Genomic DNA, 18,098 nt, shown 5'->3' on the forward strand with positions numbered 1-18,098 from the left:
CTGTCTCCTACTTCACAATCTTAGGTTCCAATGCTGTTCTAAGCACATCTCCTAACAGGTTAAAACTCAACACTGTAAATAATATCAGAACTCCTGGATAAATTGCCAGCATTGGGGTATCCATAATATGAGACTGTGCTCCCTGTAACATGCTTCCCCAGGACGCCTGCGGAATCTGCACTCCCAGTCCTAAAAAGCTCAAAGAGGATTCCGTTAAGATTGCATTTGCAACGCCAAGACTTGCAGCAACTGTAACAGGTCCCATAATATTCGGAACAATATGTTTCACTGCAATCAGAATATTTCCAGCCCCCAGATTCTTTGAAGCAACTACAAAATCTCTTTCTTTTAAGGACATTGTCTCCGCTCTTGTAATTCTGGCAACCGATGCCCATGAAAACAGACTCAGGACTAATATCAGTGTCACAAGCCCCGGACTTAACATAGTATTTAATACAATCATTAAAAGCATACTTGGGAGCGCAAGAAATATATCTGTAAAACGCATCATCAGAATATCTAGTTTTCCACCTACATATCCAGAAATGACACCAATTGCTGTTCCAAGTATCACAGTTACGATCATTGCTGAGAAACCAACTGTAAGTGACACTCTTCCTCCGTATAATGCCCTTGTAAAGTAATCTCTGCCATAGTCATCTGTTCCAAACCAGTGTGCAGATGACGGTCCTTCTAATTTGTGCGTAACATCAATTACATTCGGATCATACGGGCTTAATGGTGCCAGAAATGATGCAATGATAATCACACATAAAATCACCAGGCAGATAACTGCAATCTTATTGCTTAACAGTTCTTTTTTAATATCTCTCCATACACTGTGGCGAGCTACACTCACTTCTTCTTTATACTTTTTATTTGTCCTGACAAATAAATCATCGGTATATTCCAGTTTATTTTCCATTTGCATCATCTATCCCCCGTTTGATTCTCGGATCTACTACAGCATAAAGAACATCTGCCACAAAATTTCCTATTACAAGAATGCAGCCGGACATCATGACATATGCCATGATCATCGGATAATCTCTGGAACCAATTGCACTCATTGCCAAGGTTCCAATTCCAGGCCAGCCAAATATAGTTTCTATAATAAATGATCCACATACCAAAGATGCCATATTCATTCCCAATAAAGTAATAATCGGCAACAATGTATTTTTCATCACATGATTGAATAAAATCTTCATATCCGGTGTTCCTTTTGCTCTTGCTGTCACAACATATTCTTCATTCAACTGACCAACTGTGTTTGCCCGCACGTAGCGGATGAAAACTGCCAGATTACCAAGACTTAACGTAATACACGGCATTATCATGTGCTTTACAGTATCCCCCAGAGATGTCATTCCCGCAGAATGCATACCTGAAGATGGCAGTATGTGAAGCTTTGCTGTAAAGAAAATGATCAATAGCATTCCAAGCCAGAACGATGGTACTGACATTCCTATATAGGAAATGCTGCTGATAAAATTATCAATCCATGTATTTTTCTTCGCCCCTGCCACCAGTCCAAGCGGAATAGCCAAAATCAATGACAACAACAATGCCGCTCCCATCAGTTGTATTGTTGCCGGAAGTCGGTTCATGATCTGTGGTGCTACTGAATTTTTATTTGCAAGAGATACACCAAAATCACCCTGAACTGCACGTTTCGCCCACTCTGTATACTGTTCCATCATACTTCTGTCTAATCCAAGATCTTTTCTCACCTGTTCTTTTTGTTCATCTGTCATATCCTGAGTAATGTACATGGAAGAAACATCTCCTGGTGCAAAATAAATGATCCCAAAAGAAAAAAAGGAAATCAATACTAATACAATCAGTAATTGAGCTATCTTTTTTGCACAATATTTTAACATTTCTAATCCTTTCTTTCACTTCATATGTTGATAAGGCAGATATTGTTCGAATATCTGCCTTATCTTCTTTACTCGAATTTGTAATTATTTCAACATTAATTATTTGACTGAAATTTCCAGATAATCATTAAATTCCGGAATAATCTTACATGTATCCAGCCCTGTTACATTTTTCTTAGATACCATAATATAATTGGTATATGTTAATGGATACTGATAGTACTCATCTAATGTCTTTTGCTGAAGATCTTTTGCTAATGTCTTTGCTTCATCCTGATCTACTGTTGCATTGATCTGCTGTGCCAGTGTTTTAATTTCGTCACTGTATCCAAATGAACTGTTGAAATAAGAAAGGGACTGTCCAAGATCTGTTCCTCTTTCAGAATCCCAACCATTGGAAGCTAAATCCCAGCTTGTATCTTTCTCACCGCTTCCATACCACATATAGAAGAAGCTCTTAAAGAATGTCGTTGAATCTGCTCCCTGTACATTTACCTTTACACCAATCTTCTCTAACTGCTGCTGAACAACCGTTGCAACTGCCTCCATGTTAGCACGGTCTGAATTAAACTTATAGTTGATTGTCTTTCCTGTAAGTCCGGAAGACTCTGCAAGTTTCTTCGCTGTCTCAATATCCTGGCTGTAACCTTTACAGTCTTTATCATAGAAGCTCTGATCCGGTGTCATCAGACTATTAGCTGGCTGTGCAAGCTCATCTGTACCATATGCTGCATCAATAATCTCCTGAGCATCTAATGCTAAGAAAATTGCTTTTCTCTCATCATCTGTTAAATTTGATGCAGGATTGATCTGCAGATAGTTTAAGCGTGCCTCAGATAACTCATATAATGTATACTCATCAGATGCTTTTTTATATTTTTCAAGCTGATCTGCTGTTGTTACACGCATATAAGAAATCTCATCATTTTCAAGTGCGATATCACTGGTGCTTCCGGAACCAATTGTCTTCATAATAATTTTCTTAACAGACGGTGTTCCTCTGTAATAATCATCTCTTGCTGTAAATACAATATTATCATCGTTGATCTCTGATACTACATATGCTCCTGAACTTGCAAATCCAGGCTGTTTAAAATAATCACTATCATTTACTTTTGTAGCATCTCCGTCAAATGCATGTGATGGAAGTACGCACATCTGATCCAGCGTTCTTACATATGTTGCATATGGCATTGGTAACTGAATTTTTAAAGTCTTATCATCTACTTTTTCAAAATTGATCGGCTGTCCTGCAATAGTGTTTGCAGATGAATTTCCATTCGAACTTACACCTGCATAATCGATTGTAAATAAGATGTCATCTACGGTAATCGGCTCTCCGTCACTCCAGTTTGCATCTTCATTTAAATGAAGTGTATATTCTTTTCCATCATCTGAAACTTCCAGACTGTCTGCCAGATAATATTCAATACCATCGGCTGTTTCAGCCAGTAATCGGTCTGATACAGGTCTTGTTTTAGTAACCTGATCATCACTCTTTGTACTTGGCTGTAATGATGCCGGCATAGATGTGATTGGCTGAATAAACACGCTTTCTTTATCATTCGTACTTTCAGTTTTCGTATCACTACTCGTACCACTTGCTTCTTTTCCAGAATTTCCACATCCTGTAGCAAGAGCCGCTACCATAGCAAGGCTCAAAAATACTGCTACTACTCTTCTTTTCATTTTTTACTCTTCCTCCTGTTTGTTCTGAATTACATTTCATAACGGATATATGAAATATTTATTTCTGAAAAAGTAACACTTTCTAATTATCGTCGCAAATAGATATTTTTTTATGCATTTTTTTATTTATTTCTTTTGCCTATAAGTAACTGCCAATTTTCAGGCTTTTTCCATTTTTTATACATATATTGTTTTTTTCTATATGTTATTTTCAACTTCTTTTTGCAATACATATAACACTTTTTACAATCTAAATCATGCATTTATTATCATAACATGGTATACTTATACCGTATCTGTTAACATGCATTTTCACAATGAGGTGTACTTATGATTACTCTGAACCGAAAAACTCCAAAAGAAAAATATAGCCTTGATTTGAATATACGTTATGTAAAATGTATGCATCACAGTGGATATTTAAATGATGATTTTCACATGAATAAACATGATTTTTATGAAATAAATTTCTGTAAAAGCAGTGATATATTATTTACCCTTGGAAAAGATACGCTCTATCTTACAAATGGTGATATTCTTATTATTCCGCCAAATACAAATCACCATTTTACATCCAGTGAAATGGTTTCGAATTATTTTGATATATATACATTATGGATCAGTAATGATTATTTTGAAATATTAATGAATAAATTTGATGAAATTAATCATATTAATTTCTCATTTCAGTTTCCGAGCATTCTTCATACTGCAGATAGCGCACTCGAATTTGGAATAGATTTTCCTTCATTATATAAAATTTCAGACACATATGGCTCTTTATCTGAAGCATATTTATGCGGTGCAGTACTCTGCCTGTTAGTCAAAATTGCCAGCTTCGCCACCTCCTGCACAAAGGCAATCACAGAACTACAACCTGAATTGATTAATGAAATCATTGCCTATATTGATGAGCATTTTACTGATAATATCAGCCTAGAAGATTTGTCTATAAAATACCATATCAGCAAAAGTTGCTTGAACAGTTTATTCCAAAAAAAGTTACGTATTAGTTGCTATCAATATATCCGGAAAAAACGACTAGCCGAATCTGTACGACTTATCCGAGCAGGTGTTCCGTTCAAACAAGTTGCTTCACAAGTTGGATTTAATGATTATTCTTCATTTTATCGAGCATTTAAAAATACCTATAAAATTTCACCGGCAGAATGTCTTGCTCAAAAAAGTGAAGATATTTCTATTGAAACACTAGATTGAATTGGGATTTCTTAACCTACTTTCCTGTTTTCTTAAGGTTTTCATAAGAAATTTCAGATTTGTTTTATTGTTTTAACATATTTTAGACATAATTCTTGGCTATAATAAAGTCAGATAGTTGAGAGAGACATAAATCAACTATCTCCCCCTCATAAAGTGCGAAAGCACTTACTCTCATTCCTTTAGATAACTATAACAACAACAAAAACCCGTTGGTCGAAAGACTAACGGGTTTTTGCTATGTTTTCTGCAAGTTTTGCATTTTCTACAATAGATGCTAGTTGAATATAAGAAGATTTTCCGTCTGTCAGTTTGTCTATTGCTCCATTGGCAGCCGGATGAAAATACTCACCTCTTTTCACTGCCTCAAATGCTTCTTTTACAGCCTGTTCCAGAATCTGATTATCCTGAATTCTATCTTCCATCGGTATTGGATTTAAAAGTAATGTTTTGCCTGTCCGCTCCATTGGTACTGTATCAAATGTTCCGTCCAATTTCTCATGTGCACTGTAAAATACATATCCTGTACAGTAATCTGTATGATATCCGAAAATTTTTACATCTCTTTCTCGAAGCCATGTAAATGTCTGTGGAATATTTATCATATCCTTTGGAGATGTTGCAACAAGATTTACCGGAATCTCTGCCAAGGCAGGCAAATCTGTGCAAATTTTTTCTCCCGGAATATTTCCGATTCCTCCAATTCCACATGTCACAGCTGTCGGAATTTCTAATCTCCGGCATACTTCCATTGTTCCTGACGCAGTTAATGCTCCCGGAACCTTTTTCTCCAGCATCTCATCTATATTTTTGTAATTTACTCTGAGCTTAATCTTTCTTTTTCGAAATTCTATGAATTGTTCCACAGAACCAGTTTGGATTTTTCCCTTATCTATCCAAGCAAATGTCGCATCTACTCCCTGCCATGTCTGCATCATCTCTTCATCTGTAACAGAACGAAGTCCATGTGTAAGTAAACAACTTTCCACCAGATATTTTTCATTCATAATTCTCCCACCAATCATTTTTACGATATATACATCGTTCTCATTTCTTCTAGTTTTTCTCTGTCCATACTAAAACGCGGTCCTGTCTGCATTGTTTTTAATGCTGCAACAACTGCCGCATCTTTCATACTTTCCTGCTTTGATTTCTGTTTACAGTAATAAGAATCCATAATTCCAGCAATATATACATCTCCGGCTCCGGTCGTATCGACACTGTCTACTTCACAGATACCACAATGGTATTCTTCTTCTGTAAACCAGTCTGCCCCAGCAGACCCCTGGGTGCAGATGAATCCATCTGGAAGATGGTGCTCTCCGATAAATGTCTTCACTGCCTGAACTGGATCATCTATTCCTGTTGTCGCACAGATTGTGGCTTTACCTGTAATAAATAAACTGGTATATTCCAACATTTCATCTATAACTTCTGATGTTACTCCTTGATCCATAGATGGTGGATTCCGAAGATTATACACAACCGGAATTCCTCTCCTGTAACATTCTCCAGCAATATAAACTGCTGCCCTTGGAGATGCAAGATCTGTATAAAATAAATCAATATCTTCAAACAACTGATCTGGTATTTCTTCTTTTTCAAGATTCATTACACAGTTTCCGGAATTTGCTAGAATAAAATGCTCTCCTGATTTATCCACAACAATATACGTATGTAAAGATTCCCCACCTGGTTCTGTCACCAGATATCTTGTATCAATTCCTTCTTCCTTCAGATTGTTTTTAATAATAACTCCAAATGAATCATCTGCTATTTTCCCTGACTGTAAAACTATATTTCCTAATTCTTTTACTGCAACAGCGACATTTGCACTGCTGCCTCCTGGAACAACTTTTTCAGAATATACATGTCCAAATCCATCTTTTCCTGGCATTTTGTCAATATAAAGCATTGTATCAACTGCAATCGTTCCAAGTGACAAAATTCTGTGAATCATAATTTTTCCTCCACTATCTTCTTTGCAAGATATCGAAACATTTCCGCCACCTCTGACTCTTTTGCTCCTTCCAAGACAGTCTGTGATTTCTTCTCGCACTGCTGAATCAGATTATCACGTGGGATATCACCTAATAGAGGTAATTCGTTTTCCTCCAGAAATCTGGCAACTTCCACTTCTTCGTCTTCAACATTCCGTCGGTTTAATATGACGCCTTTCACTGACGCATATCCACGAGCCTCAAAAGATTTTACCGCCTTTACAATATTCCCTGCTGCATATAGGGACATTTTCTCACCGGAGGTAACAATGATTACCTCATCTGCGTAATTATCTCTAATCGGTGCTGCAAATCCTCCACAAACAACATCACCCAGAACATCAAATAATACAATGTCCGGATTAATTTTTCAAATGCTTCCAGCTCTTCCAGTAATTCGAATGTTGTAATGATTCCTCGACCTGCGCATCCCATTCCCGGAATTGGGCCTCCTGCCTCTACACAATATACTCCTGCAAATCCGACTTTACAAATATCCTCCAATGCTGGATATATATTCCCACCTCGCAGAACATCCATGGCAGGTTCTATTCCCTGTTCTCCTACTATGTTCATTGTAGAATCTGCCTTCGGGTCACAGCCAATCTGAAGCACCCGATACCCAGTCTGTGCAAATGCTACCGCCAGATTTCCTGTCACTGTGGATTTCCCAATTCCACCCTTTCCATAAATTGCAATCTTCTTCATTTATCTTTCCTTCTTTTCAATTCATTTTCTACAACATTTATAAACCATAAAACACTAGCATAATCACAGTCTATTGGTCTGCTTTCTACATCAATCCAATGATTATTCTTTTTCTTTAAAAACCACTTTTCATTCATCCCCCATGCCACATCCACTTCTGGCGGATCTAGCATCATTTTCCTGCTGCCCGGATGTGATAATAGCAAAACTTTTGCATTTTTCTGATTTTCATACAGCCAGGTAATCTGTTCCGATTTCCCACTAAATTTCCCATCGGAATAAATCCAGTCAACACTAATTCCTAATTCTGCAATCTCCTTTGCCATGGAAAAAGCATCTTCATGGCTCGCATAGGCTTCTACTATTGCCATATGTACCGGATTGTTTTTGCGCTCTTTTTTGAATTGCTCCACTTCTTTTTTCGTGAATCTATAGATTTCTTCATCACAGATTTTAATTTTCAAAATATCTTCCAGCTGCCTGTACATATTATACACTTTTTCTACCGATAATGTTGGCTGACATTTTATATATGGAATTCCTTTTGTTTTCTGCAGTTTTTTTGCCGCTTTCTCACCAAGATTACTTCCAAGAATATTTAATGATGCATTTCCCATCTCATAAAACTCATTCAGTGTTTCGCACTCAGCCATATGCTTTACGTTCTCAACTCCAGCTTTTTTCAGTAATTGTGGAAGTTCACTATTCTGTGCCGGTGGATACAGACGACCTATAAGATTCACTGACAGGTTTTTCTTTTCACCTGTCCTCCACATGGAATAAACTTTATCCCAGCATCTGACCTGGCAATGTTCTTTTCTTCCTACTACCGGGTCCATCCAGATGACCAGGATTCTTCCAGGCATCTGTCCATATAACCGCTCTGCCACCATTTCAAAGTCCGATTCCATCAGACGATCAATACAGGAACCACATATAGTAAGCAGTTTTGGCTTATTTCTACAATCATTATAAATCTCCAAAATTGCCTGTTCAATGGTGTTGAGATGTGTACCAGTTACAACTTCTGCCTCATCCAATGCTAGTGCAAATACTCTGCCATCCCGCTGCCAGCTGTGAGTCGTCACATGACGCGCACACCCGAGTGGTGCTACAAATAGCACCACTGATTCTGGAATCATCAATGCAATATCTATAATTCCTCCACAGCCTTTTGAATTTCCCGGAACGCCAAGATGACTTTCTGTCAGATTTTTTTCCTCTTTAATTGACTGATAAACTTCCTCTATACTAAAAATTGATCTTGTACTCATATTTCTCGCTCCCGCTTCAAAATCTTTTTCACATATCACCTGTCATTTAATAATCTTCCACTCAATGCAATTTGCGGTACATTTATAAATTCCTTTTGATATCCCCCAAACTGTTCCAACAGCGGATCTCCGACAATATATTCATAACCGCCCTGCTCTTTGAGGTATTTTATATAGTCATCTTCGCCCTCCAGACGGCAGTCTCCTTCTTCCATCCATTCTAGATTCATCTCAAAGAAATTGCATACGGAAATTCGACCCGTATATCCATTTTTTCGGAATTGTTTTCTGTATTGATTCATAATCACCTGTTCTCCAACCAGTAAAATAGATCCTGTCTTATTAAATACTTCCATTCCCTTTATCTCTTTTAACTCCTCCTCTGCTATCATATATGGAACTCCATAATCCTCTTCCAGCTTCCTGACTGTTGGAAGTGCTGAGACAGATGCCACAATATTTATACTGGCACTACACATCTTCTGTAACTCTTCTATCCCAGCATTATCATTCCATGAAATGACTTTATCGTATTGTCTTTGCAGGTTGCTTTTTAAGTTTGTCCGCCTGTCCTCTGTCCAGCCGGACAAACACGTATCCCCAATAATATTCACACGATTTTCTTTTTTGCCGGTTTGGAAAATTTTTTTCCAATTCCAGAAAAACTGCCTTTTCTCCACTTCGCCAATGCATCCTCCCTGACCATGTAGTATTATCAGGCAGCGCATATGCTGTATGGCATTGCATACGCCACTGTAATCTGCTGAAAAAGTGGGAAGTCTTTTAAATAAATTTTTCATTTACATCACCTGCCATTTTCTTACACACTTGCACTCTTTTTAAAATTCTTTATATTTGTTACAAATAATACAATAATAACTGCTACATAAGGAAATGTTTGAATCAACTGTGTTGGATATCCTTTTTGTGTCAGTGTAAGCATTAATGCATCTGCGTATGCAAAAACTACCGCTATCAAACCACTGACCAGTGGATTTCCATCTCCAACAAGTACTGATGCATACGCCAGGAATCCTCTTCCTGCTGTCATATTTTCTGAAAATGTACTTAACCCACACAATGGACAGTAGGCTCCTGCAAAAGCAACCATTGTTCCCATAATAATCAGCGCAATCCACTTAGTCGCTCCAACATTTACACCAGCGGTCTGGGCTGCCACATCATTGATACCGATTCCTCTGACTCGCAGTCCGAACTTTGTCTTATACATAATAATTGTTCCGATGATAATAATTGCATATGCCATATACACAAGAATAATCTGGTTATTTGCAATATTCTTTATGTAAGGAATATTTCGAAGTACTGGAATATCCAGTGTTTTAAAACTAACAATTTCCGGGCTTACAAAGGATCCTCTGACTCCCCATACCAGTGTCAACATAAGCGTCGTGACTGCCCAGGCTCCGTTATTCATAGCAATACTGATAATCATCGGGTTTGCCTTTAAAATAAATACAAATAATCCAAATACAAGAGAAAGTACCCCTCCCGAAACAGCCGCCAGCAGCGCTCCTGCCATCGGACTCCCCGTCAGATAACTTCCATATGCTCCAAAAAATGCGCCAAATAACATAAAACATTCGAATGCAATGTTAAAAGTACCCGCTTTATGTGAAAAACTTCCTCCTACAGCTGCTATGATAATCGGAGTCGCAAGTCTTAATGTTGCAGACAGAGTAATCGTTCCAAATAATATTTTTATCATACTGTTTCCTCCATCTTTTTAATCTTCCGACGTTGTCTGTAAACACCAAAACGTTTCCACAATGCTTTAAAATCAACAGATATCAATAATACAAAAAACATCTGAATAATATTAACTGTAAGTCGGTTCAATGTTGTAAGGCGTTCCATATTCATTGCTCCTGCTTTTAAAGCACCCCAGACAAACGAAACAGCAATCACTCCAAGTGGGTTATTCCCTGCCACTCTGGCAATCATAATTCCATCCCATCCGATATTACTACTGAAATTTGTATTAAATCTTCCATAAGAACCAGATACTTCGATTCCACCACACAATCCGGAAATCAATCCGGAAATCAAAAATACTCCAAGGAATAACTTTGTTGTATTGACTCCTCCTGCTTTGCAGAACTCTATATTTTGACCTATCTGCTTCAGCTCATATCCAATTTTTGTATGTTTATAGATTAAAAAGATAATGATTACTATCACTAATCCAAACAACATTCCACAATTTAATTCTGTTCCCTCGATTAGCTTCGGAATTCTTGCTGTGTCCATAATCTGTGGTGACGCATTTGCCTGTGATGCCATGGAATCTGCTTTTCCACCAATAATTTTCCAGATTACAATATATGAAGTAATATAGGTTGCAATAAAGCAAAACATCAGCGAAGTAATAACTTCGTCTATTTTAAAATATAGTCTCATAATTGCAGGAATCAATGCCCATAGCATTCCGACAATCCCTGCTGCTGCGATACAAACAAACGCATGAATTCCGGCTGGCATCGGCACTGCATAACCTATCGTAGCCGCTGTGATTGCCCCCATGTATACTTGTCCCTGAATTCCACAGTTAAAGATTCCTGATTTAAATGCAAATGATACTGCAATTCCGGTAAAAAGGCATGGAGTCATCCATCTTAATGTACTGCCAAATTTGTAAAGGCTCCCAAAAGCTCCATCCCAGATGTAATAAACAGCAGTCATTGGCTGCTCCCCCAGACGATAGATCAGAAGTGCTCCCAACGCTAACGTAAGTAGCAATGCAATCACATACTGTAGGCAGATCATTCGCATATCTTTCCATTTTTCTTTCCATTTACTGCTCACTTATCTTTCCTCCTGCCATCAATAATCCTATTTCTTCTTCTGAAAGAGAAGTTGAATTCTTTGGAGCCTGCAATTTTTTATTGTATGCAATCAATATCCGGTCTGATAACTGCATAACTTCATTCAATTCATGACTGATAAGCAGAACCGCAGCTCCTTTCCTCGAAATATCAATAATCTTTTTCCAGATAAATTCAATAGCTCCCACATCAATTCCTCTGGTTGGATCCTCAATAATCAACAACTTCTTATCTTGAGAAAATTCCCTTCCAACAATCAGTTTCTGTATATTTCCTCCTGACAAAGTACCGGCAATATCTTCATCTTTCTGCACTTTTACACTATATTGATTTACCACATCATTTGTAAAATCATGTACTTCCTTAAAATTTATGACACCACTCTTTTTTACTCCATGCTGCAAATGATATCCCATAATTGCATTTTCCCAGACTGTTCCCTGTCTATTGATTCCATTTTTCATACGATCTTGCGGTACATATCCTATTCCTAAAGCTCTTCTTTCTCTTACACTTTTATTCTTTATATTCTTTCCCAGAAAACAGATTTCACTGTCCGGCTCTGGCGAAACAAGTCCCATAAGAGTCGCTGCAATTTCGCTCTGTCCTGATCCGGCAACTCCTGCTATACCAACGATTTCTCCTTCGTGAATATCAAAAGACACATCATCTACTCGCAAAATATTATTAAAATCTTTCACCGATAAATGATTGACGCTTAAAATAATCTCACCGCTTTCACATGCCGGTTTATTTGCATGAAGCATGACCTCACGTCCAACCATCATACTTGCAAGTATCTCCTCAGTAAGTCCCTCGTTTTTTCTTGTTCCAATTGCTTTTCCATCTTTTAGAACTGTCACATAATCTGCAATTTCAAGAACTTCCTGAAGCTTATGCGTGATAAATATGATTGTCTTTCCTTTCTCTTTCAAAAACTGAAATGCCTGAAATAAGCCTTTCACTCCCTGTGGCGTAAGTACTGAAGTCGGCTCATCAAAAATAAATATTTCCGCTTCTCTGTACAATACTTTTACAATTTCAATCTGCTGCAACATGGCAACCGGTAATTCATCAATTTTTTCCTTCAATGGAAGCTGAAAATGATATTTATTACTGATTTCTTCAATATCTTTATAGTCTCTTTTTTTATTTAGGAAACCTATATGACTTCTTTCTGTTCCCAGTATAATATTTTCTAATACGGTCATTCCTTTATAAAGCATGAACTCCTGATGTACCATACCGATACCGGCCTTTGCTGCATCCTTGGGTGAATGGAAATGTACTTCTTTTCCATTTAAGAGAATCTTTCCTGCATCCATCTTATAAACACAGGTCAATATATTCATCAATGTGCTTTTCCCCGCACCATTTTCTCCCACTATGGCATGGATGGAATTTCTTTTTATTTTAATGCTTACGTGATTATTCGCAATTAAGTTGCCAAACTGTTTATATATATTATTTAATTCAAGAATATATTCGTTGCTCTCCATACCGTCTCCACTGTCTTCTTTCGTTAGAACAAATGGCGATTCTTATAAAAAGAACCGCCATCTTATCACTGCTAATTATACTTATTCTTAGTACTGTAATCTGTACTCATCAAATCCTGCGTAAACATCTACATCTCCAGATTTGATTCCATTGATAAGTTCTGTTACTTTATCCTGAAGATCTTTTGGAATGTTATTCCAGTCACGATCATCATAAACTCTACCGCCTGAACTTAAGTCAAAGTTAATTGCCGTAGGAAATTCTCTTCCGTCATCTACATCCTGAAGAATAGACTCTACTGCTACATTCATAGCTTTGATTGCTGACCAGAATACACATTTATCAATTCCACCCTGCCAGTCATCTACACCGATACATTGGATACCAGCATCTGCACATGCGGAAATGACGCCACTTCCTCCAAGATAATCACACTGATAAATAATATCTACCGGGTACTCATCAATCATTGCTTTTGCTGTCTCTTGTCCTTTTACAGGATCTTTATAATCTCCTGTAAATGCGGTCACAACCTGTGTTCCATTATTTGCATAAGTTACCCCAGCTTTAAATCCATCTCTGAATCTCCAAATTTTGAGAATATCAGAATGTCCAATCCATCCTACTGTTCCAGTCTGTGTCATATTTGCTGCCACGAAACCTGCAACGAATGATGACTCGAACGGATCTACTGAAACACTTGTGCAATTTGTTTTATCGTGCTCCATATATGTATCAAGCATGAAAATATGAAGGTCTGGATACTCCTCTTTCAGCTCGTCTGCAAGCTCTAACGCCACGTCACTTACTTCATCAAACATTGTGAAGATTGCAGTGTATCCTTCTGCTGCCATGGCACGAATCTGCTCTGCATACTCGCCTTCTTCACTAACTTCAATACTCTTAACTTCCCAGCCCTTATCTTTCATAGCTTGAAAACCGGACCAAATAGAATCTGTAAAGTCGTTACCTAATGGTGAATTTGTAATATAGCAAGCTTTCTTTGCCTTACCATCAGATGTTAAGTTTTCGCTACTTTCATTTTTTGCCTTTTTTGTTGAATTGCTGTCTGAACTTGAATTAGACTTTCCACATGCTGTAAGCAGAGATGCCATCATTGCAAGTACAAGCATCATTCCAATTAGTTTCTTTTTCATTTCTCTATTTCCTCCTATATAGTATTGATAACATCTATATTGTATTCTCCTCTTCATATAATTGACAAATTGATTATTTATATGATTAAGCCTTTTTATTGTTATAATCTATTGCACTATTTTTCATCTTCTCATCATTCATATCTAAACAGTCGGAATTAACAAAAAGTATATCATGGACTTGTATATATTCACTAAAAGTCTTATTAAATATTTTGTTTTCCTTTTTGATTAAAAAAAGAGGCATAACTTTTTTTCAAAAAAGCAATGTCTCTGAAACTTATTTCTATATTGAAGTTCTAGTTTTTAGAGAATCCATCTTACACCGTCCGTCCGGATATCTCCGGCTTCGTCGGACGAATTACCGCTCGATAGAATATAACATGGTCATCTAACACTTTCTGAAACATAGATACTGTCTTTCCTGTGATGAATGTGCAGAGTACTGTTCCGATTCCTACGCCGTGAAGTCCGTGAAGGATTCCAATGGAAAGTACCAGTGTTGTAGTCAGACAACACAAGTCAAATGTGGTCTTCACATATTTATATGGTTTGTTCAGAATCTCTGACATATCCCTTGGAAATGTATCCATCGGAATAATCGGAAGCATACAGCGATTCGCCAGTGCGATTCCAAAGCCGATAATCAAAAATCCCAATGCAAAATACAGTACATTTAACGCCATTGTATTTGGCAGAAGTGCCAGCCACGCATCGTGGTCATCAATCATTTTCCCAAAACCGATTCCTACAACAAAGGAAAAGATATATTCGAAACAAAATGCTTTCTTTAAAATCATAAGTGTTAATACGAGCATTGTCTGGAAAATGTAATTCCATGTTCCAAACGACAGTGCCGGAAATACTTTATTGAATACAAATGGCACAGATGAAATCGTTGAAATTCCAAAGCCACTCTTTGCCATCAGGCACACTCCAAGACTGTTGATGATCAGTACGATGCAAAGAGCCAGTTCTCCAGGGAGATATTTTTTATTCATGATAATCCTCTTTTCTTTTAATCTTGTTGTGATATACGCCTCATATACTTTTACTGCATACATCTGATATAGCCTCCGGCAGGGCGCACATTGTCCGGTGGACAATGGTTTTGCGCCGACCGAAACGGAGTGTAGACTTGCAGAGGTGCGCAGTAGAAGTATATCATGCAATTGCATGACGTGCACCTCGTGGCAAGAATGCCGAGACATTCTTGAATGTTAATTTTTCTGTATAATTTCAGTCAGATTTTGCTGACCGTATTTTAGTATAGACCCAAGAATCCATAAATACTAATGTATTTTTTGAATATATCTATTCTATTTTAGAATGAATATAGTATAATATTGGGTAGGATTGTGAGAGTGCGCAGCGCGAAACAATCCGCAGGCATCATAGGACCTCTTGACACATATAACTGAAAGGATTATTTATGAACACCGATTACCTTCGCTACTTTTCCACTCTTGCAGAACTCCAACATTATGGAAATGCTGCAAAAGAATTAAACATTTCCCAGCCGGGACTCAGCCATGCGATTCATTCCTTGGAAAAAGACTATGGACTTCCACTTTTTGAAAAGACTGGCAGAAATGTACGGCTCAGCCCTTATGGACTAGAAATAAAAAAATATATAGATGTCATTTTAAACAACTTGGACGAATTAGAACAGACCATCTCTGACTTCCACCGAGAAGATAAAATCATCCGGATTGCCAGCGTCTATCCCCTGGCCAGAAGCTTCATTCCGGAACTGATCCAATCCTGTTCTGTGAAGTTTCCATTTGCAATTTACAATGGAATGACTCCGGATATTCTTCACGGTCTGGAAAATATGACTTATGATCTTGGCTTTTGCTCCGGACAGCCCTCATCAGAACTATTTGAATACTGCCCTGTTCAAAAATCCTATGTTGGAATCGTCGTTCCAAAAGGACATGAATTAATGTCAAAAGGAGCTTTCACCTTTCGTGATATTACTACATACCCACAGATTTTCTTCACACGGACAAGCCCAATGCGAAAGCTTCAGGAACAAATCTACAAAGATTATCGAATTTCTGCAGCCCCTGCCTGCGAAGCAGAAGAAATAGAAGTGATTTTAAATATGATTGAACACGGATTTGGCATCTCTGTCCTGCCATATCTGGATATCTTCAAAAACCGGAATGTAGACGTTCTTCCACTTTCCGAGACAAAATGGGAGTCGACCTTTTATGCAATCCGCAGACGCGATGGGATCAGAAGCCATGGCGAAAAAACAATTTGGAGCCAAATTATACGCAATTCAAAAAGGGACAGGTTAGAATTTTAGGAAGTCCCGGAAAATGGCGGTTGAAATTTTGACACAATTCAAAAAGGGACAGGTAGAAGTGAAATTGGGGACGGGGTTTTTTTGAAAAAACCCCGTCCCCAATTTTTTATAAAAATACATATTTCAATATGAACAGTACTGCCAGTACGTACATGAGTATGCTGACTTTCTTTTCTTTTGCTTTTCCTGTGATCAGGTTGAGTGCCACGTATGTGATAACTCCCATTGAGATTCCTTCGGAGATGCTGTAGAAGAATGGCATTGCGATGATGCATACATAGCAAGGGATTGCTTCTGACATATCGTTGAAATCTATGTTTGTTACGTTCGTGAGCATGTAAAGTCCTACAATTACTAGTGCCGGTGCTGTGGCAAATGATGGTATTGCAAGGAAGATTGGTGACAGGAACAGTGACAGTCCGAAAAGGATTGCTGTTGTGACTGATGTAAGTCCGGTTCTTCCTCCTTCGGATACTCCTGATGCGCTTTCTACAAATGTTGTTGTTGTTGATGTTCCGATTACGGCTCCGACTGTTGTTGCGACTGCGTCTGCCATAAGTGCGCCTTTGATTCTTGGAAGTTTTCCGTTCTCGTCGAGCATGTCTGCTTTTGCGGATACTCCGATCAGTGTTCCGATTGTATCAAATAAGTCTACGAACAGGAATGCAAACAGGATGACTATAAAGTTCAGGGAGAAGATTCCGCTGAAGTCCAGTTTGCAGAAGATTGGTGACAGACTTGGAATGGATAATCCGTTGCTGAAATTTGGCAGCAGGCTATAGAATCCAAGATCTGCATTTGGTACATAAAGTCCTGTGAACTGGCAGATGATTCCGAGCAGCCATGTGATCAAGATTCCCCAGAGGATATTTCCTTTGATGTTCTTTACTACTAAAATTCCTGTAACGATAATTCCGATGATTGCAAGGAGTACTGTGATTCCTACATCGTTAAATGACGCGGATACTCCGTTTACTTCGTTATATTTATCTACGGAGAATAACTGAAGCAGTGTAGATCCTCCGATTACAATTTTTGCATTCTGAAGTCCGATGAATGCGATAAACAGTCCGATTCCTACGCTGACGGCTGCTTTTAAATTCTGTGGGATTGCATTGAAAATAGCTTCTCGTACATTTGTTGCAGACAAAAGAATAAAGATGATTCCTTCTGCAAATACGGCTGTCAGTGCATATTCCCAGCTATATCCCATTCCTAATACGACTGTGTATGCAAAATATGCATTCAGTCCCATACCAGGTGCCAGTGCAAATGGATAGTTTGCAAAGATTGCCATGAGCAGTGTTCCGATAAATGCTGCCAGAGCAGTGGCAGTAAATACAGCTCCTGAATCCATACCTGTTGCTGAGAGTATGCTTGGATTGACCGCAAGAATATATGCCATTGTCATAAATGTTGTGATTCCGGCAAGTATTTCTGTTTTCGCGTCAGTCTTGTTTTCACTAAGTTTAAATACTTTTTCTAACATGATGTTCCCCTTTCGTTCCT

At 38.0% G+C, this 18,098-nt stretch carries 17 protein-coding genes; 2 read left to right on the forward strand and 15 right to left on the reverse strand.

Annotated features, from left to right (window positions below):
- Window positions 1-7: 7 nt before the first annotated feature.
- The 3 genes from C7E02_RS11555 to C7E02_RS11565 form a co-directional block, all read right to left on the reverse strand.
- Window positions 8-931: an ABC transporter permease gene (locus tag C7E02_RS11555; RefSeq protein WP_081646570.1), complete on the reverse strand. Its 924-nt coding sequence runs from the start codon at window positions 929-931 to the stop codon at window positions 8-10.
- The gene (locus tag C7E02_RS11560) at window positions 915-1,883 is read right to left on the reverse strand and encodes an ABC transporter permease (RefSeq protein WP_105309618.1); all 969 of its coding nucleotides are present in this window, start codon (window positions 1,881-1,883) and stop codon (window positions 915-917) included. Before C7E02_RS11560 ends, C7E02_RS11555 begins: the two co-directional genes overlap by 17 nt.
- A 99-nt stretch (window positions 1,884-1,982) precedes the next feature.
- Window positions 1,983-3,572 (reverse strand): ABC transporter substrate-binding protein, encoded by a 1,590-nt coding sequence (locus C7E02_RS11565; RefSeq protein ID WP_105309619.1) that lies wholly within the window; start codon window positions 3,570-3,572, stop codon window positions 1,983-1,985.
- A gap of 330 nt (window positions 3,573-3,902) precedes the next feature.
- Here C7E02_RS11565 and C7E02_RS11570 point away from each other — a divergent pair, with 330 nt between their 5' ends.
- Window positions 3,903-4,790, forward strand: a complete 888-nt coding sequence (locus C7E02_RS11570; protein WP_105309620.1) for an AraC family transcriptional regulator — start codon at window positions 3,903-3,905, stop codon at window positions 4,788-4,790.
- A gap of 224 nt (window positions 4,791-5,014) precedes the next feature.
- On the opposite strand, the gene C7E02_RS11575 is transcribed toward C7E02_RS11570, so the two are convergent.
- The 11 genes from C7E02_RS11575 to C7E02_RS11620 form a co-directional block, all read right to left on the reverse strand.
- Entirely contained in the window at window positions 5,015-5,797 is a 783-nt protein-coding gene (locus tag C7E02_RS11575) for a pseudouridine-5'-phosphate glycosidase (RefSeq protein ID WP_158683025.1), read from the reverse strand.
- Between the two features lie 20 nt (window positions 5,798-5,817).
- Entirely contained in the window at window positions 5,818-6,750 is a 933-nt protein-coding gene (locus C7E02_RS11580; protein WP_105309622.1) for a carbohydrate kinase family protein, read from the reverse strand.
- Window positions 6,747-7,157: a hypothetical protein gene (locus tag C7E02_RS20250; protein WP_330406804.1), complete on the reverse strand. Its 411-nt coding sequence runs from the start codon at window positions 7,155-7,157 to the stop codon at window positions 6,747-6,749. Before C7E02_RS20250 ends, C7E02_RS11580 begins: the two co-directional genes overlap by 4 nt.
- The gene (locus C7E02_RS20255; RefSeq protein WP_330406775.1) at window positions 7,064-7,498 is read right to left on the reverse strand and encodes a nucleotide-binding protein; all 435 of its coding nucleotides are present in this window, start codon (window positions 7,496-7,498) and stop codon (window positions 7,064-7,066) included. The genes C7E02_RS20250 and C7E02_RS20255 overlap by 94 nt, the downstream gene beginning before the upstream one ends.
- On the reverse strand, window positions 7,495-8,772 hold the full coding sequence (locus C7E02_RS11590; protein ID WP_158683027.1) for a nitrogenase component 1: 1,278 nt from the start codon (window positions 8,770-8,772) through the stop codon (window positions 7,495-7,497). Before C7E02_RS11590 ends, C7E02_RS20255 begins: the two co-directional genes overlap by 4 nt.
- 35 nt (window positions 8,773-8,807) lie before the next feature.
- Window positions 8,808-9,572 carry a hypothetical protein gene (locus tag C7E02_RS11595; RefSeq protein WP_105309624.1) on the reverse strand — a complete coding sequence of 255 codons (765 nt, stop codon included), beginning with the start codon at window positions 9,570-9,572 and terminating at the stop codon, window positions 8,808-8,810.
- Between the two features lie 20 nt (window positions 9,573-9,592).
- Entirely contained in the window at window positions 9,593-10,501 is a 909-nt protein-coding gene (locus C7E02_RS11600; protein WP_005332182.1) for an ABC transporter permease, read from the reverse strand.
- Entirely contained in the window at window positions 10,498-11,598 is a 1,101-nt protein-coding gene (locus C7E02_RS11605) for an ABC transporter permease (RefSeq protein WP_105309625.1), read from the reverse strand. The genes C7E02_RS11600 and C7E02_RS11605 overlap by 4 nt, the downstream gene beginning before the upstream one ends.
- Window positions 11,588-13,117: an ABC transporter ATP-binding protein gene (locus C7E02_RS11610; protein ID WP_105309626.1), complete on the reverse strand. Its 1,530-nt coding sequence runs from the start codon at window positions 13,115-13,117 to the stop codon at window positions 11,588-11,590. Before C7E02_RS11610 ends, C7E02_RS11605 begins: the two co-directional genes overlap by 11 nt.
- A gap of 87 nt (window positions 13,118-13,204) precedes the next feature.
- Window positions 13,205-14,275 (reverse strand): BMP family ABC transporter substrate-binding protein, encoded by a 1,071-nt coding sequence (locus tag C7E02_RS11615; protein WP_158683029.1) that lies wholly within the window; start codon window positions 14,273-14,275, stop codon window positions 13,205-13,207.
- Window positions 14,276-14,595: 320 nt separating this feature from the next.
- Window positions 14,596-15,339, reverse strand: a complete 744-nt coding sequence (locus C7E02_RS11620; RefSeq protein ID WP_203226960.1) for a DUF6198 family protein — start codon at window positions 15,337-15,339, stop codon at window positions 14,596-14,598.
- 368 nt (window positions 15,340-15,707) lie between these two features.
- Here C7E02_RS11620 and C7E02_RS11625 point away from each other — a divergent pair, with 368 nt between their 5' ends.
- Entirely contained in the window at window positions 15,708-16,589 is an 882-nt protein-coding gene (locus C7E02_RS11625) for a LysR family transcriptional regulator (RefSeq protein WP_105309628.1), read from the forward strand.
- Between the two features lie 106 nt (window positions 16,590-16,695).
- On the opposite strand, the gene C7E02_RS11630 is transcribed toward C7E02_RS11625, so the two are convergent.
- On the reverse strand, window positions 16,696-18,078 hold the full coding sequence (locus C7E02_RS11630; RefSeq protein ID WP_105309629.1) for an NCS2 family permease: 1,383 nt from the start codon (window positions 18,076-18,078) through the stop codon (window positions 16,696-16,698).
- Between the last annotated feature and the right edge of the window lie 20 nt (window positions 18,079-18,098).

Source organism: Dorea sp. Marseille-P4042 (assembly GCF_900290215.1).
Lineage (GTDB): Bacteria > Bacillota > Clostridia > Lachnospirales > Lachnospiraceae > Dorea > Dorea formicigenerans.

Excerpts from the sequence above, each read along its gene's own strand:
- C7E02_RS11555 (WP_081646570.1), bottom strand. The coding sequence starts at position 931 with ATGCAAATGGAAAATAAACTGGAATATACCGATGATTTATTTGTCAGG.
- C7E02_RS11560 (WP_105309618.1), bottom strand. The coding sequence starts at position 1,883 with ATGTTAAAATATTGTGCAAAAAAGATAGCTCAATTACTGATTGTATTA.
- C7E02_RS11565 (WP_105309619.1), bottom strand. The coding sequence starts at position 3,572 with ATGAAAAGAAGAGTAGTAGCAGTATTTTTGAGCCTTGCTATGGTAGCG.
- C7E02_RS11570 (WP_105309620.1), top strand. The coding sequence starts at position 3,903 with ATGATTACTCTGAACCGAAAAACTCCAAAAGAAAAATATAGCCTTGAT.
- C7E02_RS11575 (WP_158683025.1), bottom strand. The coding sequence starts at position 5,797 with ATGAATGAAAAATATCTGGTGGAAAGTTGTTTACTTACACATGGACTT.
- C7E02_RS11580 (WP_105309622.1), bottom strand. The coding sequence starts at position 6,750 with ATGATTCACAGAATTTTGTCACTTGGAACGATTGCAGTTGATACAATG.
- C7E02_RS20255 (WP_330406775.1), bottom strand. The coding sequence starts at position 7,498 with ATGAAGAAGATTGCAATTTATGGAAAGGGTGGAATTGGGAAATCCACA.
- C7E02_RS11590 (WP_158683027.1), bottom strand. The coding sequence starts at position 8,772 with ATGAGTACAAGATCAATTTTTAGTATAGAGGAAGTTTATCAGTCAATT.
- C7E02_RS11595 (WP_105309624.1), bottom strand. The coding sequence starts at position 9,572 with ATGAAAAATTTATTTAAAAGACTTCCCACTTTTTCAGCAGATTACAGT.
- C7E02_RS11600 (WP_005332182.1), bottom strand. The coding sequence starts at position 10,501 with ATGATAAAAATATTATTTGGAACGATTACTCTGTCTGCAACATTAAGA.
- C7E02_RS11610 (WP_105309626.1), bottom strand. The coding sequence starts at position 13,117 with ATGGAGAGCAACGAATATATTCTTGAATTAAATAATATATATAAACAG.
- C7E02_RS11615 (WP_158683029.1), bottom strand. The coding sequence starts at position 14,275 with ATGAAAAAGAAACTAATTGGAATGATGCTTGTACTTGCAATGATGGCA.
- C7E02_RS11620 (WP_203226960.1), bottom strand. The coding sequence starts at position 15,339 with ATGTATGCAGTAAAAGTATATGAGGCGTATATCACAACAAGATTAAAA.
- C7E02_RS11625 (WP_105309628.1), top strand. The coding sequence starts at position 15,708 with ATGAACACCGATTACCTTCGCTACTTTTCCACTCTTGCAGAACTCCAA.
- C7E02_RS11630 (WP_105309629.1), bottom strand. The coding sequence starts at position 18,078 with ATGTTAGAAAAAGTATTTAAACTTAGTGAAAACAAGACTGACGCGAAA.